The 20,639-nt window shown below is 71.5% G+C and carries 16 protein-coding genes and 1 pseudogene; 5 read left to right on the top strand and 12 right to left on the bottom strand.

Features of this window, described 5'->3' with window-relative positions; genetic code table 11:
- The first annotated feature begins 8 nt into the window (after positions 1 to 8).
- Positions 9 to 1,034: a fatty acid desaturase gene (locus QFZ71_RS30330; RefSeq protein WP_307671704.1), complete on the top strand. Its 1,026-nt coding sequence runs from the start codon at positions 9 to 11 to the stop codon at positions 1,032 to 1,034.
- A 47-nt stretch (positions 1,035 to 1,081) separates the two neighbouring features.
- On the top strand, positions 1,082 to 2,413 hold the full coding sequence (locus tag QFZ71_RS30325) for a condensation domain-containing protein (protein ID WP_307671703.1): 1,332 nt from the start codon (positions 1,082 to 1,084) through the stop codon (positions 2,411 to 2,413).
- Positions 2,414 to 2,419: 6 nt separating this feature from the next.
- Here the strand turns inward: QFZ71_RS30325 and QFZ71_RS30320 are convergent, their stop codons facing one another.
- The 6 genes from QFZ71_RS30320 to QFZ71_RS30295 all read right to left on the bottom strand — a co-directional run bounded on the left by QFZ71_RS30320 (position 2,420) and on the right by QFZ71_RS30295 (position 11,653).
- Positions 2,420 to 3,907 carry an amino acid adenylation domain-containing protein gene (locus QFZ71_RS30320; RefSeq protein ID WP_307671702.1) on the bottom strand — a complete coding sequence of 496 codons (1,488 nt, stop codon included), beginning with the start codon at positions 3,905 to 3,907 and terminating at the stop codon, positions 2,420 to 2,422.
- Positions 3,908 to 3,942: 35 nt separating this feature from the next.
- On the bottom strand, positions 3,943 to 5,739 hold the full coding sequence (locus QFZ71_RS30315) for an ABC transporter ATP-binding protein (RefSeq protein ID WP_307671701.1): 1,797 nt from the start codon (positions 5,737 to 5,739) through the stop codon (positions 3,943 to 3,945).
- Positions 5,736 to 7,478 carry an ABC transporter ATP-binding protein gene (locus QFZ71_RS30310; protein ID WP_307671700.1) on the bottom strand — a complete coding sequence of 581 codons (1,743 nt, stop codon included), beginning with the start codon at positions 7,476 to 7,478 and terminating at the stop codon, positions 5,736 to 5,738. Before QFZ71_RS30310 ends, QFZ71_RS30315 begins: the two co-directional genes overlap by 4 nt.
- 96 nt (positions 7,479 to 7,574) lie before the next feature.
- Positions 7,575 to 9,299: an amino acid adenylation domain-containing protein gene (locus QFZ71_RS30305; protein ID WP_307671699.1), complete on the bottom strand. Its 1,725-nt coding sequence runs from the start codon at positions 9,297 to 9,299 to the stop codon at positions 7,575 to 7,577.
- A 25-nt stretch (positions 9,300 to 9,324) separates the two neighbouring features.
- A complete protein-coding gene (locus QFZ71_RS30300; RefSeq protein WP_307671698.1) occupies positions 9,325 to 10,083 on the bottom strand; it encodes a thioesterase II family protein in 759 nt (252 codons plus the stop codon).
- A gap of 70 nt (positions 10,084 to 10,153) precedes the next feature.
- Entirely contained in the window at positions 10,154 to 11,653 is a 1,500-nt protein-coding gene (locus QFZ71_RS30295; RefSeq protein WP_307671697.1) for an AMP-binding protein, read from the bottom strand.
- Positions 11,654 to 12,358: 705 nt separating this feature from the next.
- Here QFZ71_RS30295 and QFZ71_RS30290 point away from each other — a divergent pair.
- The 3 genes from QFZ71_RS30290 to QFZ71_RS30280 all read left to right on the top strand — a co-directional run bounded on the left by QFZ71_RS30290 (position 12,359) and on the right by QFZ71_RS30280 (position 15,430).
- Positions 12,359 to 13,339 (top strand): fatty acid desaturase, encoded by a 981-nt coding sequence (locus QFZ71_RS30290; RefSeq protein WP_307671696.1) that lies wholly within the window; start codon positions 12,359 to 12,361, stop codon positions 13,337 to 13,339.
- Between the two features lie 120 nt (positions 13,340 to 13,459).
- A complete protein-coding gene (locus QFZ71_RS30285) occupies positions 13,460 to 14,542 on the top strand; it encodes an amidinotransferase (protein ID WP_307671695.1) in 1,083 nt (360 codons plus the stop codon).
- A gap of 108 nt (positions 14,543 to 14,650) precedes the next feature.
- Positions 14,651 to 15,430: a thioesterase II family protein gene (locus QFZ71_RS30280; protein WP_307671694.1), complete on the top strand. Its 780-nt coding sequence runs from the start codon at positions 14,651 to 14,653 to the stop codon at positions 15,428 to 15,430.
- Between the two features lie 3 nt (positions 15,431 to 15,433).
- Here the strand turns inward: QFZ71_RS30280 and QFZ71_RS30275 are convergent, their stop codons facing one another.
- The 6 genes and pseudogenes from QFZ71_RS30275 to QFZ71_RS30250 all read right to left on the bottom strand — a co-directional run bounded on the left by QFZ71_RS30275 (position 15,434) and on the right by QFZ71_RS30250 (position 20,311).
- Positions 15,434 to 16,390, bottom strand: a complete 957-nt coding sequence (locus tag QFZ71_RS30275) for an LnmK family bifunctional acyltransferase/decarboxylase (protein ID WP_307671693.1) — start codon at positions 16,388 to 16,390, stop codon at positions 15,434 to 15,436.
- Entirely contained in the window at positions 16,387 to 17,505 is a 1,119-nt protein-coding gene (locus tag QFZ71_RS30270; protein ID WP_307671692.1) for a histidinol-phosphate transaminase, read from the bottom strand. The genes QFZ71_RS30275 and QFZ71_RS30270 overlap by 4 nt, the downstream gene beginning before the upstream one ends.
- 94 nt (positions 17,506 to 17,599) lie before the next feature.
- Entirely contained in the window at positions 17,600 to 17,848 is a 249-nt protein-coding gene (locus tag QFZ71_RS30265) for an acyl carrier protein (protein WP_307671716.1), read from the bottom strand.
- A 33-nt stretch (positions 17,849 to 17,881) separates the two neighbouring features.
- A pseudogene (dmpG, locus tag QFZ71_RS30260) lies at positions 17,882 to 18,937 on the bottom strand (4-hydroxy-2-oxovalerate aldolase); the annotation flags it as partial.
- Positions 18,934 to 19,827: an acetaldehyde dehydrogenase (acetylating) gene (locus tag QFZ71_RS30255; protein WP_307671691.1), complete on the bottom strand. Its 894-nt coding sequence runs from the start codon at positions 19,825 to 19,827 to the stop codon at positions 18,934 to 18,936. The pseudogene dmpG and the gene QFZ71_RS30255, both read right to left, overlap by 4 nt.
- Before the next feature lie 43 nt (positions 19,828 to 19,870).
- On the bottom strand, positions 19,871 to 20,311 hold the full coding sequence (locus tag QFZ71_RS30250; protein WP_307671690.1) for a 2-keto-4-pentenoate hydratase: 441 nt from the start codon (positions 20,309 to 20,311) through the stop codon (positions 19,871 to 19,873).
- Between the last annotated feature and the right edge of the window lie 328 nt (positions 20,312 to 20,639).

Here is a 20,639-nt window from a genome sequence, read left to right as displayed (position 1 = left end):
ACACCACCGTGGAAAACGCTGAACGGACCCAACGGCACCGGTTCTCACCCGAGATCCTCGCGGCCGTACGCGCCGCGTCCCGCCCGGACAACTGGCACGGCCCCGTCGAGGTCGCCGAACACGTCCTGTGGACCGCGGCGTGGATCACCCTCTCCGTCCTGGCCTTCGAACACACCCCGCTGTGGACCGCGATCCCCCTCTACACGGTCGCCGTGTTCTTCATCGGCGGCCGCCAGCGCGCCCTCGCCGGCGTACTCCACATGGCCACCCACCGCGCGTTCATGGCCAACCACAAAGCCGGCGACGTCATCGGCGCACTGTTCGGCGGATACCCCGTCCTGCAGAGCTTCACCGGCTACCGGGCCTCACACCTCGGAGAACACCACGGCCGCCTCGGCGACCCCGAACGCGACCCCGACTACAAGCAGTACCAGGACAACGCCCTGTGCGGGGACAACCTCAGCCGCGCCGCCCTGCGCCGCTACATGTGGTCGGTACTCAGCCCCCGCGCCACCGCCTCCTACCTCCTCTACCTCCTGCGGCACCGGATCATCGCCAAGGGCGAGAAGACATCGGAGCGCTGGCTGCGCGTCGCCCTCCTCACCGCCGTCCTGGCCTGGGCGGTCCTGGGCGGCTGGTGGATGTGGCTCCTGCTGCTCTGGTTCGTCCCCCTGATCACCACCCAGGTATGGATCGGCGCCGTCTCCGAACTCATGGAGCACTTCCCCCTCATCGAGACCGCACCGCGGATGGACATCTACATGTCCTGGAACCGGGTCTACGGACCGGGCACCCGCTTCCTCCTCGGCGAGAAGGACGGCGAAGGCTTCCACCTGGTCCACCACCTCTTCCCCCGCACCCCGATGTGGCGCCTGCGGGAGGTCGACGCCATCCTCCAGCGCGACCCCGTCTACGCACAGCTGCCCCGCCTCAGCGGCGTACTCGGCGGCATGGGCATGATCTACAAATCCCTCCCCGCCCGCCGCCCCGGAACCCCCGGACCCGTCGGCGCCACCGCCGTACCGGAGACCTGAGACCCCCGCCCCGCGAAGCGGCCCGGAACACCACACCAAGGAGACCAGTGACCCCGACAGGACACGCCCCCGCGTCAGTGGGCCAGGAAGCCCTGTGGCTCATCGACCAGTTCGCCGGGGGATCGGCCCAGTACACGATGCTGTTCGCCTACCGCCTGCGCGGACAACTGGACGTACCCGCCCTCGAACAGGCACTGAACCAGGTCATCGCCCGCCACGGGGCACCGCGCACCACCTTCGTCGACGTCGACGGAAGGCCCCGCCAGCACGTCGCCGACGAACTCCTCGTCCACCTCACACCCGAACCCGTACCCGACCAGGACGAAGCGGTCCACCACCGGCTCAACCAGGAAGCCGAACACGTCTTCGACCTGGAACGCGGACCCCTGTTCACCGCCGGCCTGCTGCAACGCACCACCCACGACCACGTCCTCATGATGGTGGCCCACCACGCCATCTTCGACGGCCACTCCGTCGACCTGCTGATGGAAGAACTCGAAGAGTTCTACACCGCCCACACCCGCGGCCGCACCCCGGCCGTGGAACCGGTCGCCGCCCACTACACGGACTTCGCCACCGCACAGCACACCTGGCTGCAGTCCCCCGACAGCACCGCCCAACTGGAATTCTGGCGCCGCACCCTCCAGGGCGCCACCCCCCTCGCCCCGCCCCCCGGCCGCCCGCCCGCCGCCCTCACCTCCATCGCCGGCGACGCGGTCGAATTCGAGATGAACACCGACACCGGCGCCCTGGCCGCACTCCTCACCGAGGAACGCGCCACACCCTTCATGTTCATGCTGGCCATCCAGCACCTGGCCCTGGCACGCATGTCCGGACAACGCGACATCGTCGTGGCCAGCCCCATGGCCAACCGCAACGACATGGCCCTGCTCAAAGCCATGGGGTACTTCGTCAACATCGTCGGCCTGCGCATCGACTCCCACCAGGACCGCACCTTCCGCAGCCTCCTGAAACGGGTACGGGGCGTCGCCCTGGACGCCTACGAGAACAAGGACTACCCCCTCGCCCAGCTCCTCGCCCGCCTCGGCTCACGCCGCGAGGGCCGCCCCACCGCCCTGTTCGAGACGATGTTCACCTACGAGAACATCCCCGCCCGGGCCGAGGTGTGGCCCTGCGGCCTCCAAGTCGAAGCCATCGACACCGACGAAGTCGTCGTCAAATCCGACCTGTCGTTCTCGGTCGTCTCCGCGACACGCGGCTTCCAGGGCGCCATCTGCTTCCGCACCACCCTCTACGACCGGGAATACATCGAGACGCTGGCCGCCCAGTTCACCGGCCTCGTCCACGAAACCGTACGCAACCCCGACGCGGAACTGGACGACCTCCTGGCCAAGGACCTCGCCCCAGCCCCGCACTGAAACCCCTCACACCGGCCCACCCACCTCGGGCAACGCCGCGAAATCGACCTTCCCGTTCGCCTTGACCGGCAGACAGCCCACCGGCACGAACACCGAGGGCACCATGTAGGCGGGCAGCCGCGCACCCAGATGACGGCGCAGGTCCCGCACCCGCGGCGGCTCGGCCGCACCGGTGGCGTAATACACCGCCAGAGCCACATCACCGTGCCGCACATACGGCTTCACCGCGGCGTCGGTGACCTCCGGATGGGCCGTCAGCGCCTTCTCGATCTCCGCGGGCTCCACCCGGAACCCCCGCACCTTCAGCTGACGGTCCGCCCTGCCGGTCACCCGCAGCCCCTGCGCCGTCAGCACCCCCAGATCCCCCGTCCGGTACAGGCGCAGCCCCGCACCGGACACGAACCGGGCGGCCGTGGCCTGCGCACTGACATACCCCCGCGCCAGCCCCGGCCCGGACAGATACACCTCCCCCTCCTGCCCGTCCGGCACCGGCTCCAGCGACTCGGCCAGCACATGGACACCCGTACCGGGCAGCGGATGCCCCACCGGCGCACTCCCGTGCCCCGCCGCCGCGCCCGCGACCGCGGCGGCGGTGATCTCCGCCGTGCACGAGGTGATGGCCGCCTCCGTCAGACCGTAGGCGTTCACCAGCCGGGAACCCGGCAGCAGACGCAGCGAACTCTCGCAGTCCGACAGATGCACCGCACTGCCGCCCACGATGGTCAGCCGCACCGGAAGATCCTGCGGCCTGCCCTCCAGATCCGCGAGGAACGCACGCCAGAAAGCGGGGGAGAGGTCCATGACCGTCACCCCGTGCCGGCGGATCTCCTCCACCAGCTCCCCCGGAGCCCACATCCGCTCCGGCAGCACCAGGGCAGCACCGTTGACCAGCGCCACCAGGATCTGCTCCAGAGAGGTGTCGAACGTGATGGCGGCCAACTGCAGGACACGGTCCCCGGGCGCGATACCGTACCGCTCGTTGATGTGCGCCAGGAGATAGGCCAGCGAAGCGTGCTCGACCTCCACCCCCTTGGGCGCACCGGTCGAACCGGAGGTGTAGATGACATAGGCCAGATCCGCGCCCGAGACCGCACAGGGCGCCCCCACCGGCCCCTGCGGGCCGGCCTCGTCCAGGCCCAGCACCGCCACCCCCAGCTCCGGCAGCCGGTCACCCGCCGACGCCGTCACCACCAGAGCACACCGCGAACCGCCCGCCACCGCGGCGAGCCGCTCCGGCGGAGTTCCCGGCTCCACGGGCAGATAGGCCGCCCCCGCCGTCCAGAGCGCGAGCATGGTGGCGATCAGGTCGGGCGAACGCGCCAGATGCACCATGACGACATCACCCCGCCCGACCCCGCGCCCCCGCAGCAGCCCCGCGATATGACGGACACGCGCCTCCAGCTCGGCATACGTCAGCCGCACCGGACCCTGCACCACCGCCAGGCTTCCGGGCTGCGCGGCAGCGCGGGCGGCGAACCGTTCGTGAGCGAGCATCAAGCCGTCGACTCCCCTCGTATGGGCGGCAGTTCTCATATCCAGCTGGACCACAGCCGGGCATACGCCCCGCCCCGCTCCAGCAGGTCCTGGTGGGAACCCGACTCCACGACGCGCCCGCCCTCCACCACGACGATGCGGTCCGCGTCCCGCGCCGTGTGCAGCCGGTGCGCGATGGAGATCACCGTGCGCCCCTCCAGCACCGCCGCGAACGACCGCTCCAGCTCGCGGGCCGACCCCGGATCCAGCCGCGAGGTCGCCTCGTCGAGGATCAGCACACTCGGGTCCGCCACCACGAGCCGCGCGAGCGCGAGCTGCTGGACCTGCGCGTCCGTGAGGCTCTCCCCGCCCACACCCACCGTGGTGTCCAGCTGCTCCGGCAGCCCCTGCACCCAGCCCGTCGCACCGACGGTCGCCAGAGCGCTCCACAGGGCCGCGTCACCACCCTCCGGGCCCCCCTCCTGCGGGAGGTGGGAGGCGGCCAGCTCCAGGTTCTGCCGCAGCGTGCCCCCGAAGACGTGCTGCTCCTGACTGACCAGCACCAGATGCCGCCGCAGCTCGTGGTGCGCCAGCTCCGCCAGCGCGACACCCCCCAGACGCACCTCGCCGCCCTGCGGGGCGTAGGTCCCCGACAGCAGCCTGGCCAGCGTCGACTTGCCGCTTCCGGTGGGCCCCACGATGGTGACCCGCTCACCCCGGCCGATGCTCAGATCGATCCCGTGCAGGACCTGCGGCCCGTCCTCGTACGCGAACCGCAGATCACGCACGGACAGGTCCACCGCATCCACGGCCACCCTCTCCCCGGACGCCTGCGCCCCCACGGGAGCCTCCTTCCCCGCGTCCTCTCCGCCGGCACCGGCCGACACCCCCAGCAGACGGCCCAGCGAGGCGCTGCCCTGCTGGAGCGTGCCCACCCAGTCGAGCAGCGTCTCGAAGGGGAACATCAGCTGGAGGATGTACAGGGTGGCCGCGGTGACCTCGGCGATACCGACCCAGCCCTCGCTGTAGGCGTAGCCGCCCAGCAGCAGCGCGACGGCCAGCGGCAGCGTGTAGAGGAACTCCTCCGTGGAGTACAGGACGGTGCGCAGCCGCAGCGTGTACCGCATCGTCTCGTACCAGGTGTCCGTCGCCTGCTCGGCGCGCAGCACACGGTCCTTCTCCAGGCGGTGGGACTCGACGGTGGCCGCACCCTGGATGGTGGCGTCCAGCCCGTCGGTGATGCCGGAGGAGGCCGCGGCCTCCCGCAGGAACCCCTCGCGCGCACGGGCCAGGAACCAGCGGTTCACCGCGTACAGCGGCGGCAGGATGATCAGCAGCGCGACCGACAGCAGGGGCGACACCACCAGCAGGGCCACGATGCCCAGCACGATCCACACCAGCGCCTCGGTGACCTGGGGCACCGCCAGCTGCATGGTGCGCCGCAACGTCTCGGAGTCCTGCGAGGCACGGGTCACCAGGTCGCCGTCGTCGGCGCTCTCGACCGTGGCGATCGGCAGGTCCAGCACGTCGTCGACGAACTTCTCACGGATCTCGCCCTGCACGGTCGCCGCCAGCCGCCCCGCGGCACGGAACGCGATCCGCGTCAGGAAGGTCTGCAGCAGGATGAACCCGGTCAGCGCGGCGATGACGACCGTCACATGCCCGGTGGTCGTCCCGTGCCGCAGGTCCTCCACCAGGGAACCCAGCAGCCAGGGCCCCACCAGACCGCTGCTGACGGCCGCGCCGTACAGGGCGAGGACCTTGCCCAGTTCCCCGCGGTGACGTGCCGCCGTCAACCGCAGGAAACGGCGCACGAACCGGGGTTCGGCGACGGGGAGCGTACGAACCTTCATGGCCTCACCGGTGCTGTCTCGTCGCGGGCCACCAACGTCCGGTACTCCGCGTGGCTTTCCAGTAGTTCCTCATGCGTGCCGGCGGCGACCACCCGCCCGTCCTCCACGTACGCCACCCGGTGCGCACGCTGGAGCAACAGCGGGCTGACGGTGAACACGACCGCGCTGCGCCCCTCCTCGTGCGCCCCGTGGAACCGCTCCAGGTTCTCCGCGATGCGGTACTCCGTGTACGCGTCCACCGCGTCGGTCGGCTCCACGAACACCGTGAAATCGGCCCCCGCCAGCAACGCCCGCGTCAGCCGCAGCCGTTGCAGCTGACCGCCCGAGAAGGTACGGCCGCGCCCGGTCATCGGACTGTCCAGGCCCTCCGGAAGGGGAGCGACGATGTCCGCGGCGGACGCGGTCTCCAGGGCCGCCTCGATGTCCGCCGCCCCCACCGACCGGCCGAGGGCGAGTTCCTCGCGCAGGGTGCCGGTGAAGAACCGGTCGCCGTTGGTGCACAGCAGGATCCGCGCACGCACCGCCGGCAGCGGCAGCGAGGCCCACGGCTCACCGCTCAGCGCGCTCTCGCCGGGCGCCTCGAAGCGCGCCAGCCGGCGGGCCAGCAGATCGGCGTCGGCGGGATCGGCGCAGGCGACGGCCATGAACGTGGACGGGGCGACGTCCAGACCCGAGGCGGGGTCGGCCAGATGCGTCTCGTTACGGGTCCGCGGCGCGGGAACGGCCGCCGCGCCCGCCTCCTCCACCTCCACCGGGATGTTGAGCAGCGTCGTCACCCGGCGGGCGGCCACCATGGCACGCGTCACCTGGCTCATGCCCTCCATGAAGTCGGCCAGCGGCAGCGTCAGGAACGTCGCGAACCCGTAGAACGCGATCAGCTGACCGATCGTGAGCTGCTGGTCGAGCGCGAAGCGCGCCGCCGCATACGTGACGATCACCGTGATCAGGCCCGGCACCAGCACGCGCGCCGCCTCGAAGTCGGCCTCGGCCCGCGCCACCTCGGCGTCCGCGGTCCGCAGCCGCAGCGAATCGGCCCGGAAACGCGCCGCGAACTTCCGCTCGCCGCCCACCCCCCGCAGCACCCGCAGCCCGGAGGCGATGTCCACGGCCCGCCCGGCCAACTGCCCCTGCAGATCACGGTAGACGTCCTGGTTGCTGTGCAGGGGGCGCAGCAGCAGGCTGCTCAGCCCGCTGAGCACGGGTACGACCACCAGGACCAGCAGGCCCAGCGGGACCGACACCATGAGGATCGCCACCGTCACGGCCGCCATCGCCGAGACGGCGCCCACGATCCGGCCCGCGTACAGCAGACCGACGCCGATCGCGACGTTGTCGGAGGTGCTGGTCGCGATCAGGCTGTCGACATCCTTCTGCCGGTGCAGCGCCGCACCGAGCCGGGTGATCTGCCGCGTCACCATGCGCGTGATCAGGGACGCCGAGACCGTACGCGTGATGATCGAGTGCCGGTAGAAGGCGATGCCGGTCAGCGCCCGGACGATGCCCAGCAGCAGGACGGCCGCCGACCACCACACCACCTCGCCGAGGTCGCCGCCGGCGACACCCCGGTCGATCGCGAGGCCGATGGTCGCCGGGAGCAGGGCCTGGCTGGTCATCCAGACCGCGGACGTGACGGCGCCCCAGAGGGTGGCCGCCTTCTGCTTGCCCACGAGCGCGAGCAGGAACCGGCCCGGCGACCGATGGTCGAGTCCGTCATGGTCGAGCGAGGGAATCTGTTGCATGAGCGAGAGGTCGGTCCCTTCGGTGGAATCGGCGCCGCGGCCACGAGCTCGGGCGGGCGCCGCCTGGCAGCGATCGGAACGGCTGTTCCTTCCCCGTCATCGCTCCGCGTCGATACGCGCAAGAGGGTCCGAAACCACGGCGGCCAGGTCGCACAATAGCGGGTACCGCTCGATCACCGCCGCGTCCACCTCGGTGCCATGAGCCCTGCTCAGCCCGGCCGCGATCTCCTCGGCGGCCCGCCGATTCCCCCCGAGCGCCCAGAAGTTGGCGTCCGGCGCCGCCGGGGAGCCCAGGTGCCGCTCCCACAGCGAGGACAGGGTCTCGAACACGGCATCGTCCCAGTTCCCGCCGGACTCCGGGGCGCGCAGGGCACTGTGGTCGGTCTTCCCGCTGCTGGTCCTGGGGATCTCGGGCACCCAGTACACGCGCGCGGGCACCATGTACGCCGGGAGCCGCCCGGCGACCTGCCGGCGCAGCTCCGCCACATCACCCTCCGGGCCGGCGACGAACGCCGCGAGGTGCGCGCCGATCAGCCGGTGGGTGTCCACCCGCACCGCGACGCGGCGATGGCCCACCAGCGCCACCAGGGCGTCCTCCACCTCGTCCAGCTCGACGCGGTTGCCGCGGATCTTCACCTGCCGGTCGATGCGCCCGGCGTGCACCAGCAGCCCGTCCGCCCGGCGCCGCACCACGTCCCCCGTGGCGTAGCACGTCCCGTCCGCGCCGAACCGCTCGGCGGTCAGGTCCGGGCGCCCCACGTACCCCAGGGCCAGACCGGGCCCCCTGACGAGGAGTTCGCCGATGTCCTCGCCGCTGTCGCCCAGCGCACGGAGTTCCAGCACGGCACCCGCCACCGGCGAACCGATCGGAAGGTCCGGCTCCGCCCCGCCGGGGTCCAGCGGAAGGCAGGCGTGCGCCGTCGTGTAGATCGTGGCCTCCGTCGGCCCGTACAGGTTCCACACCTGCCGCACGTGCGCGACCCGGGCGACCAGCGCGCGGCGCAGCCGCTCCCCGGCCAGCAGCAGCACGGCGGCGGCCGGGAGTTCGAGACCGGCCTGCAGGAGGTGCTCCAGGACGGTCGGCGTGGTCTGGACGTAGACCTCCCGCCCCGGCACGTCCAGCAGGGCCCCCAACTGGTTGGACAGCACCTGCAGTTCGCTGGCGACGACCAGTTCGCCGCCCACCGACCACGGCGCGAAGATCTCGAACACCGACACGTCGAAGGCGAAGGAGGACAGGGCGACGAACGAGGACTCCCGTCCCATCCCGATCAGCGAGACCACCGACTCCACGAGCCCGGCCGCGGCGGCCGACCGCACCTCGACACCCTTGGGCGTGCCGGTGGACCCGGAGGTGAAGATCACATACGCGGCGCCCGGCCGCGGGCGGGACAGCGGCTCGCACGGCTCCGCGCCCCCGCCCGCCATCAGCTCGGGCGTGCTCAGGTCCAGGCGCACCACGTCCGCGGGCGTCTCGCGCGCGGTGTCCACCGCCAGCACCGTCCGGGCCCCGGCCCCGTGCAGGACGGCCGCGCAGCGCGGGGCCGGCCAGGCCGGATCGATCGGCACGTACGTGGCACCGCACCACAGCACCGCCAGGATGGCCACGGGCGCACCGGCCCGGCGCGCCCCCATGACGCCGACCCTGTCGCCGGGCCGCACCCCGGCGGCGGCGAGCCGCCCGGCCAGCTCCGCGGCCGCTGCGGCGGTCGCGGCGTAGTCCCACGATCCGTGGGCGTCACGGACCGCGACGCGTTCCGGGCCCCGGCGTGCCGACTCCAGGAACAGGGCTACGAGCCGGTCCGACTCATCAAGGGTCACTGCGGATTCCTTCCGTGGCGCGGGCCTACGCGGCCCGGGTGCCCGAGCGGAGCGAGGAGATGTGCGAGGGGAAGGCGTCCCAGATCCCGGGCGTGTAGAAGTGGGAGCCGGGCAGCTCGGTGTGGCGCAGCCCGTTCCCGGCGAGCCTGCGCCACTGCTCCCGGACGTCCGGGTCGATGGTCGTGTCCCCGGCGCCGGTGAACAGTTCGACGGGGACCGTCACCCCGGAGCCCGCGCGGAAGCGGAACGAGTCACGGACCCGGATGTCGGCGCGCATCAGCTCGACCGCCATCTCCTGGAGGTCGGCGTCCTCCAGGACGTGCTGCGGCAGCAGCCCGAACTCCCGCATCCAGCCCAGCAGCTGCTCGTCGCTCTGCGCCTGCGAGGGGATCACCTCCCCGGCGTCCAGGCCGGTGCTCGGCGCGTTCGCGGAGGAGACGACCAGGGCCTCGGGGCGGCGGTGGCCGCGCTCCTCCAGCCGGGAGGCGACGTCGAAGGCGACCCAGCTGCCCATGCTGTGGCCGAACAGCACGTAGGGGAGGTCCGAGGCGGAGACGACCGCCGTGATCACGTCCTCGACCAGCTCCTCCCAGTCCCCGGCGAAGCCCTCGACGAAGCGGCCCTCACGGCCGGGGTAGCAGACGGCGGCGAGCTCCACGCCGTCGGGCAGGACGTCGGCCCACTTCAGGTACGAGCCGACCCCCCCGCCGCAGTACCCGAGGCAGATGAAACGCCTGACGGCCTGCGGGTCCCGCCGGGGCCGGACCACCACGGTGTCCTTCACGCCTGTACTCCTTCGTCCTTCAACGGGCCGTACCTCGGGGCGTCCTGGACGCCGCGTCCCGGCGGCGGGGTCACAGCAGGCCGCAGGCGAGGCGGTCCACCTTGCCGTTGGCGTTGAGCGGCAGGGCGTCGACCTGGACGAACCGGGCCGGGAGCATGTGGAAGGGCAGCCGCGGGCGCAGCCGGGTGCGCATCTCGGCCGGGGTGCCGCTGCCGCGGTAGACGGCGGTGAGCCGGGCCTCGCCGCCGGTCTTCACCGCGAGGACCACGACGTCGTCCACGTCCCCCCACTGCCGGATCGCGGCCTCCACGTCACCCAGTTCGAGGCGCTGCCCCATGATCTTGACCTGCTGGTCGAGCCGGCCGATGTGCACGAGCTCGCCGTCCTCGGTCCGGACGCTGTCACCGGTGCGGTACCAGGCCTCGGGGCTGGGCTCCGGGCCGTCGTGCGCCCCCGGCTCGTGGAAACTCCCGGCGTTCACGCGGGGATCGAGGTAGCCGTCGAACCGCTGCGGCCCGCGGACCTGCAACTCGCCCGTCTCCGGGTCGATCCGGTGGTCCAGGTGCGGGTGGATCCGGCCGATCGGGACCGTGCCGTTGGAGGTCTGCGGCCAGTCGCCGCGGTCGGCCGGGAGCCGGTAGGCCGTCACCGAGATGGCGAGCTCGGTCGGCCCGTACAGGTTGTCCACCTTCGTGTTCGGGGCGGCGTCCGACCAGGCCCGCGCCTGGTCCAGGGTCAGCTGCTCACCGCCGAAGAAGCTGTGGCGCAGGGTCGGCAGACTGCCCGCCGGCAGGGCCCCGGTGTCACGCACGAGCGAGACGATCGAGGGGACCGACATCCAGTGGGTCAGCCCGTGGCTGTTGACGAAGCCGACCGGGTCGACCAGCTCACCGCGCGAGGGCACCACCAGCGTCGCCCCGCCGCCCCAGGTGATGAACGTGTTGAGGACCGAGGGGTCGAAGGTCAGCGCGATGTTCTGCGAGACCCGGCAGCCGGGACCCACCTGGAAGCGGTCGATGTGGAAGCGGAGGTAGGCGTCCAGGTGCCGGTGGCGCAGCGGCACCCCCTTGGGCACCCCGGTCGACCCGGAGGTGAACAGGATGTACGCGAACGTGTCCGGATCACGCTCGTCCCCCTCCGGCGCCTCCGGCACGGCCGGGGCGGCCTTCACAGCACGCTGCAGATCGTCCTCGCCCACGGCGATCACCGGAATGCCGGAGCCCTCCAGGAACGAGGTGTCCCGCTCCTCGGCCAGCACCGCGTCCAGACCCGCGAGTTCGCAGACCTGACGGATCCGCGCCGGCGGATGGTCCACGCTCAGCGGAACCACGGTGCCGCCGCAGCGGATCACCCCGAGATAACCCGCGTACGCGGTCAGACTGGCGGCGGCCAGCAAACCGACCCGGAACGGAGCCGGACCGGCCACCGCGGAAATACGCGTAGCCAATTCCCGTGAAACGGCGTCGAGTTCCGCATAGGACAGACGCTGCCCCCCGACAACGAGCGCTTCCTGACCGGGGTCCCGGCGGACACTGTCGGTAAACCAGGAGTGCAGGGTCTTCGCGGACAAGTGAAAACACCCTCTCCCCGCGGGTCTCCGCGGCGTCCTGAACGGCCAGCAAAAAGCGTACATGCGGGTGGTGCGACGGTGCGGGGGTGAGCATACAGACAGCCGGAGAACAACAGACCGGCGGCCGCCGCCCGTTGACACCCCCGGGGCAGGAGAACCCAACTCGGGAGGAAACCGCCCTTGACCCGGTCACAGCAGTCGATGTTGAATGCCAACTCGAGCGTGGACGAGGCCGATTGCGGGCCTCGCCCGGCGGTTGAGCCGCCGCCGGCAAGGCAGGAGGGGGGCTTGCGGGAGGCGAGGCGCCGTGGCCGACGACGGCACGTGCCTCACACCTCGACTCGGTTCTTCTCGTGTACCGGTTGTCCATCAGAGCTGCTGAACCCCGGATACGCGACGGTTGGCAGACACAACCACATTCCCGTCCCTTCGGTCCTGACCAGCCGGACGGCCGAATCGGCGGCGGAACAGAAACCATCCCGTCACGCGTCGCCCATGGCCTCGGACACATCACGTGCCCCTCACGGCCCTTGCCTCCGGGAGTTCTCACGCAGGACTTCCGGCCACAGCTCCATACCGCGGCGGCCGCACACCTATTCACGTGGCCTCCGCCCGCCCCGGCCGGCCATTTCCGCACTTCTCGAAACGGCCCTGCCGGCGCGCTACGACTTATCGCGCATACGACGAGTAGAGGTGTCCCAGCTCATGGAAGCCCGGCAGCCCCGCGTGTTCCGGCACAGCCCCGTCGACGCTGTTCTGGTACTGATCAGCGTCACCCAGTTCGCGGTGACGATCGCACTCGCCGCCATCGACCCGACCGGGCTGTGGCCGATGCTGGGCTCGTTCCTGCTGCTGACGTTCATGATGACCTACAGCGTCATCATCGTCTCGCACCTGTTCTCCCACCGGCCCTGGTTCGTCTCCTCCGCCCTCAACGCGGTCGCGTCGGTCATCTGCTCGGCGAACATCGCCCAGTCCGTGCAGGCCTACCGGCTCACCCACGTACGCAACCACCACCGCTACAACAACGACCGCAAGGGCGCGGACGGCACCACACGCGACATCACCTCCACCTTCCGCTACAGCAAGGACGACGGACACGCCCCGCTGGGCCGCTACCTGCTCTTCAGCCTCGGCGGCTCGGTCCGCGAATTCCTGGACACCGTGCTCGCCCTGCGCCGGGGCTGCGCCGTCGGCAAGGACGAGACGCTGCTCCAGGAACTGGCCACCCGCAACCCCGAACGGCGCAAGGCGGAACTCCGCCAGGTCCAGGCCGACCGCCTCGCCGTCCTCGCGCTGATCGCGCTCTACGCGGTGCTGTCCTGGCAGTGGCTGCTGTGGTGCTACCTGCCCGCGATCGCCGTGGCCTTCACCCTGGTCAACGTGCAGAACTACTACCGGCACTACGGCGCCCACCCCGAAAGCCGGTACGCGAACTCGATCAGCCACTACGGCCGCGTCTACAACTGGCTGACCTTCAACGACGGTTACCACCAGGAGCACCACCTGCGCCCGGCCTCCCACTGGAGCGAACTGCCCAAGGTCTGCGACGAGCACAGCGCCTCGTTCCGCGAGGACGGGCACGTCGTCTCGCCGGTCCCGGCGGTGGTCGGCTTCCTCGACGTCCGCCGTGAACCCCTGCCCCCCGCCGCCAGGGCGGCATCGCCCGGCGAGCGACCCGCCTGACCACCCGCCGGACGCACCGGCCCCGCCGAACCCCGGCGGGAGGCAGAAGAATTCTGGACGGACACCCGTCCGGCCAGCCCTGTTCGCCCGCATGGGCCACCCCACTGCAAAGGACGCAATATGAGTGAGTCAGCTGCCTGGGGCGAGAGCCCCGTCAGCGCCTTCAACGAGTGGGACCCGCTGGAGGAGGTCATCGTCGGCAGCGTGGACGGCGCCCACTTCCCCCCGTGGCACATCGCCGTGGGCGCGCCGCTCTCACCCGAGCAGCGCAAGGTCTTCCAGGACAACGCGGGCAAGCCGTTCCCCGCCGACCGCGTCGCCGCCGCCCGCGACGAACTCGACCAGCTGGAGGACATCCTCGCCGGCGAGGGCGTCAAGGTACGCCGCCCCGAACCGCGCGACCACAGCGTGCCCTACGGGGGACAGGGCTGGTCCAGCACCGGCCTCTACGACGCGATGCCCCGCGACCTGCTGCTGGTCGTCGGCAACGACATCATCGAAGCGCCGATGTCCTGGCGTTCACGCCAGCACGCCTCCTCCGCGTTCCGGCCCCTGCTCAAGGAATACTTCCAGCAGGGCGCCCGCTGGAGCTCCCCGCCCAAGCCCGAACTCTCCGACGAGCTCTACGTCGAGGGCTGGACCGACCAGCCCGACGGCGAGCCGTTCCGGTCGGTGATCACCGAGTTCGAGCCCACCTTCGACGCGGCCGACTTCGTGCGGTGCGGACGCGACATCTTCGCCCAGCGCAGCCACGTCACCAACGCCATGGGCATCGAGTGGCTGCGCCGCCACCTGGGGGACACCTACCGGGTGCACGAACTGACGCTGGCCGACGACCACCCCATGCACATCGACGCCTCCCTGATGCCGCTGGCACCGGGCAAGCTGCTGATCCACCCCGACCGGGTGCCGGAGGTGCCGGAGATCTTCAAGGACTGGGAAGTGCGCACCGCCCCGCCGCCGGCGATCCCCGACGGGCACCCGCTGTACATGACCAGCAAGTGGATCAACATGAACGTCCTCATGATCGACGAGGAGCGCATGGTGGTCGAGGCCCAGGACGAGCCGATGCGCCGCCTCGCCGAGGACTGGGGCATGACGGCCATCCCCTGCCCCTTCCGGAACTTCAACAGCTTCGGCGGCTCCTTCCACTGCGCGACCGTGGACGTGCGCCGCCGCGGCGAGCTCAAGTCGTACTTCTGATCCTCCCGCCCCGCGGGCCGGCAGCCTCGGGGCAGGGCGCCCTTCCCGCACCTGCCCCGAAGCACCCCCGCCCGCAGACCCCGGGGGGCACGACCGCAAAGGACACGGGTGAACCAGGAGCACGGCCGCCTCGCCCTGCGGAGCTTCCGCACACCGCCCACCGGCGGGGACGGCCCGGCCCCGCCCGGCCGGACGGTCTACTGCGTACCGGCCGCCGGCACGGGCGCACGCAGCTTCCTGCTGCCCTTCGCCCGCTCACCCCTGCGCACCCACCTGCGCGTCGTCCAGCTGCCCGGCCGTGAGGACCGGCTCGGCGAACCCTGCCTCGACGACATCACCCGCATGGGCGCCCTCCTCGCCGAAACCGTCCTGAGCGAAGGAACCGACGACTTCGCCCTGTACGGGCACAGCTTCGGCGCCCTGGTGGCCCTGGAGACGACCCGCGCCCTGGAACGCCTGCGGGCACCGGCCCCGGCACTCCTGACCGTCGCCGCCTGCGCCGCACCGCACCTCCCGCAGGCCATCCGCTTCGACCGGCTCGCACCCCGCCAGATCGCCCGGGCGCTGCGCAACCTCGGCGGACTCGACTTCGACGGGCCGCTCGGCGAGGACATGGCCGCCGCCGTGCTGCCCGCACTCACCGCGGACTGCCGCGCCTGCACCCGCTACCTCGACGCCCTGGGCCAGGTATCGGTCGGCTGCCCGGTCCTGGCCCAGGGCGGCACCCGCGATCCGGGGGTGCCGATGCAACGGATCACGCCCTGGCAGGACTGCACCACCTCAGCCTTCACCGCGCAGACCTACCCCGGCGGACACTTCTTCCCCCTGGAATCCGAACACCCCCTGGCCGCGGTCCTCGACTGGCAGCCCGAGCACGCCCGGACCTGACCCTCAGACAGGGGAGGCGTCCAGCTCGATCGCCGTGACAGCCAGGAGCCGGTCCGTGCCCGCCTCGCGCATCGCCATGTCGGCGATCTCCACACCGGGGGCCGCCACACTGCGCCACCGGTTCACCGTGATCGTGAACACCGCGTCGGCATCCGCGTTGGCGAAGTAACCGACACGCTGGTCGACCACCTTGCGGCGCAGGAACTGCTGGTCGCTGCGGCCCAGCGAACGCCACAGGTTCAGCAGCACCGTGTCGAAGATGGAGAAGTACGAGGCGAAATACACCAGCCCCGCCCCGTTGAGGTCCCGGATCACATCCAGGGTGTACTCGGCGGTGTGCGAGGGACCCGCCTCGACGAACCCCTCGGGCGCCTGCGCGTAGAAACTGCCGGCGGCCCGCGCACGCCCCACCGGCGTACGGGGCGAATAGGCGTTGGGCAGGCGCGGCAGATCGGCGTAGGCGAAGTCCGGGGGGATCACCTCGGACAGCCCCTGATTGCTGCCGGGGGTGGCACGGGCGATCCAGCGGTTGAAGTTCTCCGCGTACATGCAGTCCGGGTGGGGCTCCTCGTACACCTCCGCGGGGTCCAGCGGCCCGTCCGGCAGTCCGAGTCCGGCGGGCGCGAGCCGGTGCAGCGTGAGAGCGGACTGGCTGCCGATCTGGAACACCCGCGAGCAGACGGTGAGCTCGTCCCCGAAGGACAGCCCGTGCGGATGGACCGCCTTCCCGCCCCGGACCCGGTAGTAGTAGAAGGACAGGTAGGCCGGGCGGCCGTCGGCGGTCCGCGCCCCGTGCACGTTCATGTCGCACGCCGCGGACACCGCCTCCCAGGTCCAGTCACCGATACGGCCGAAGATCTGCGACCCGCTGCTGCACATCCCCGGCGACACCGTCACCCGGCGGGTGAGGGAACTGCCGTCCACCCGCACCACCGGGCTCATCCCGCTGCTGACGCTCATACGTCCACCCCCGCCATCGCCTCACCACTGTGCCGCCCCGCGGCCCGCCCCGGCACCCCGGCCCAGCCGGCCACCGCCTCGAGGAAGACGTCGTTGTCCCGCACGGTCCCCATCGTCACCCGCACACCCTCACCGGCGAACGCCCGGACGGCGACCCCCCGCGCCATGCACCACCGCCCGAACTCCACCGCGTCCCCGCCGAGCCCGATCCAGACGAAGTTGCCCTGCGCCTCCGGTACAGGCAGGCCCAGGGCCAGCAGCGCCTCCCGGACCCGCGTGCGTTCGGCGACCGTCGCCTCGACCCGCAGCGCCAGCTCCTCCTGGAGGCCGAGCGCCACCTCGGCGGCCCGCTGCGCGAGCGTGTTCACCGCGTACGGCAGACAGGGCTTGTCCAACTGCGTGACCACGTCGGCGGCGGCCAGCAGATACCCCACCCGCAGCCCCGCCAGCCCGTACGCCTTGGAGAAGGTCCGCAGCACCACCAGGTTGCCGTACTCCTGAAGCAGGTCCACCCCGCTGCCGGCCCCGGCAGCACGGGTGTACTCGATGTAGGCCTCGTCCAGCACGACGAGGCAGTCCGAGGGGACGCGCGCCAGGAAGGCCCGTATCTCCTCCCGCGTGACGACCGTGCCCGTCGGGTTGTTCGGATTGCACACCACGACCATCCGGGTGGAGGGGGTGACACGGTCCGCCATGGCCGCCAGGTCGTGCACGCCGTCCGCCAGCGGAACCTGGACCGAACGCAGCCCGGCCAGCTCGGCGAGCTCCGCGTAGAGCTCGAACGACCGCCAGGCGTAGACGACCTCGTCGCCCACCTCACCGAAGGCCTGGAACAGCGCCTGCAGCAGCGCGACCGAGCCGCCGCCCACCAGCACCCGGCCCGCGTCCACCCCGTGGAAGCGGGCGATCGCCCCGGTCAGCTCCCGGCAACGGGCGTCGGGGTAGCGGTTCACGGCCGCGCCCGCCGCCGCGATGGCCTCCAGGACCCCCGGCAGGGGCCCGTGCGGGGTCTCGTTCGCCGACAGGGGCCGCGGCGGCTCCCCGGTGGAGGCGACCGGGGTCGGGGCGTACGAGGCGACGCGGCCGAGCGCCGCACGGAATCGGATGTTCGTCACGATGAATCCCAAGGTGAAAGAGGGGGAGTGGGTGCTGCCTGACGGACCCGCCGAAGGAGAGGCCGGCGGACCTTGACCGGTCCGCCGGACCCCCCTAACGCACGGCCGCGGCACCGGCCGCCAGACGGCGCTCCTCCACGAGACGGGCCAGGTCCTGGAGGGTGCCGGCTTCCACCAGCTCGTAGTCGTGGACGGTGAACCCGAGCCGCGCGCTCAGCACCGTGGCCAGCTCCACCACGGCCACCGAGTCCAGTCCCACATCGGCCCGCGTGGCCGTCGGGACGACGTCCTGCGCCATGAACTGCAACTCGTCCACCAGGACTTCCCTCAGCACCTCGTACATGTCCGGCGCGCCCTGCGCCGCTCCCGGCGCGGCAGCCTCGGCGGCCTGGTCACCGGACTCACGCAGAGCCAGTGCCACGTCCACGATCAGGTCCTCCTGGCCGGCCACCGCCTGCAGGCTGCCCAGCCGGAAGAACACGTCGCGGGGATCGACCCCCTCACGCCGGGAGATGTCCAGCACACGGGTCTTGAAACCGGAGAACACCCCGGCCAGCCCGCTGACGACGGCCACCGAGTCGATCGTGGGCGGCGCGTCCATCAGCTCCCGGCCGGCGAGATCGGCCGCGTCGAGAAGCTTGTACAGATCGATGCCCGTGGAGAAGCCCAGCCGTTCCAGCACCGGGACCAGGACCTCGAGCTGGGTGTTGCCCGCCCCGGCGCCGAACCCGCGCGCGCAGGCGTCCAGGATCCCGGCCCCGGCCTCCGCCGCGGCGACGGAGTTCGCCACCGCCATGCCCAGGTTGTTGTGCCCGTGGAACATCACCGGCACGTCGACGGCACCGCGGATGGCCAGGACGCGTTCGGTGACATCGGCGGGCAGGTAGTGCCCCGAGGAATCGAGGATGCCCACCCCCGTCGCCCCGTACCCCACCAGCTCGGCACACTGCTCGGCCAGTTGCTGCGCACTGGCCATATGGCTCATCAGCAGCACCCCGTGCGCCTGGACCCCGGCCTCCCGCAGGAAGCCCAGGTGCCGCTCGGCCAGGTTCGCCTCGGTGCAGTGCGTGCCGATCCGCACCACGTCGACCTCGTGGGCGATGGCCTTCCTCAGGTCCTCGGTCGTGCCCCAGCCCGGCAGCATGAACACGCCCATGTGGCTGTTCTGCAGCGCTTCGCGGACCACCGACAGCATCTCGTCGTCGCTGAGCCGGGCCTGCCCCACCTGGAGGGAGGACGCACCGAGTCCGTTGCCGTGCCCGACCTCGACCACGGGAACCCCCGCCGCGTCGGCCGCCGCCGCGTACGCCCGCAACTGCTCACGGGTCAGCCGGTGGCGCACCGCGTGGTGACCGTCGCGCAACGTCGGGTCGTGGATCAGGACGGGCCTTGCGGCGGGCGCCGCCCCGGTGGCGTCCTTGTTCCCGCTCATGCGCTCTCCTTCTCCACGGCCGGGCGGTTGCTCCGCGCGTACTGCTCGGCGACGTGCAGCGCGGCGGAATTGATGATGTCGATGTTCCCCGCGTGCTTCGGGATGCGGTCGCTGTGCGCGGTGACCTCCACGGCGATGAAGGCCGTGCCGTCGTTCACGGTGCACGCGGTGACGCGGTAGCCGCCCACGAAGGCGCGCACCGCGGCCACGGCCTCCTCGACCGCGGCCCCCACCGAGCCCCGGGTGAGCTTGTCCCCGTGCAGGGACATCGAGACCCGGAACGTCGCCGGGGGGCGTGCGGGGCTGATGTTGAGGATCGACTTGACCTCCTTGGCCCCGGTGAAGTCACGCACGGCGTCCTGCGTGGTCCCCACGTACTCGTCGAGGTTGAGCCGGGTGGAGCGGCCGACGCTGAGGCTGGCGGCGGTCGTGACGACCTCCACGTAGTCCAGGCGGTGCCGCCGCGAGACGGCGTGCAGGATCGGGATCGAGGCCTGCCCTCCGCAACTGACCATGTTCACGTCGCTGAACCCGGTGGCGTCGAGGCCGTTGACCGTCGGCACCACCATCCGCCCCACCTTGCTCGGCGTCAGGTCGATGAGCATGGTGCCCAGCGGGGCGAGGAGCTCGGCGTGCAGCGCGTGCGACATCGCGTTGGTCGCGTCGAAGACGATGTCGAAGGGCTCCTCGGCCTCCGTCAGCGCCCGGATGCCCTCCGCAGAGGTCCCCAGGCCCATCCTGGCCGCCTGGCGCAGACCCGGTGTCCGCTCGTCGCGCCCCACCAGGAGCCGGAAGTCCAGCACGTCGGAACGTACAGCCTTGGACACCAGGTCCACACCTATGAGCCCGGCACCGAGCACCGCGACCGACGGCCGTCCGTCTTGTTTCATGTTCTGCCCCTTATCACCCAACGACTCGGCCACGAACCGATGTTCATACGCGGGACCGCGCCTCGCCCGCGCCCATGCTGAGGGAGACCGATCCCAGGGCGCCGAAGGACGCCTTCACGGCGGCGCCCGGCAGCAGGTCGACGGCGGCGGCCCAGGCCCCGGCCAGGACGAGATCACCCGCCCGGACCCCCTCGCCGAACGAGTCCAGGATCCGCACGAGGCAGGCCACGGACTCCGCCGGATGCCCCAGCACCGCCGTACCGTACGCGGTCTGCACCGTGCCGCCCGCCTCGAACACCATCTGCTCGGCCGCCAGGTCGATGCCCCCCGGCGGAACTCCCGTACCGAGCACGGCCAGAGCGCACGAGGCGTTGTCCGCGACGGTGTCCACGAGGCCGATCTCCCAGTTCGAGATCCGGCTGTCGAGCACCTCGAGCGCGGGGAGCACCTCGGCGGTGGCGTCCAGGACGTCCCGCGCGCTCACCCCGCTCCCTGGAGACGTCCTCGCCCATACGGAAGGCGAGTTCACCCTCCACCTTCGGGGCGATGAACCGGTCCGGGTCCAGGCACACCCCGTCCGGCACCAGCATGTGGTCGGCCAGATAGCCGAAGTCGGGCTGGTCGAGGCCGAACATCTTCTGGATGGCCTCGCTGGTGCACCCGATCTTGTGCCCCGCGAGCACGGCCCCGCCCGCGACGTCGAGCGCACGGATCTCACGCTGGATCGCATAGGCGTCGGCCACCGTGAGGTCCGGGTGGCGGGCCGACAGGGGCGCGACCGTCCGGCGCTCGCGCAGGCAGTCCCGCAGCTC

Origin of the sequence: Streptomyces sp. V2I9 (assembly GCF_030817475.1) — a bacterium.
Classification (GTDB): Bacteria; Actinomycetota; Actinomycetes; order Streptomycetales; family Streptomycetaceae; genus Streptomyces.
Note: the sequence above shows the minus strand (reverse complement) of the source record. Positions and strands in the feature narration are given on the sequence as shown.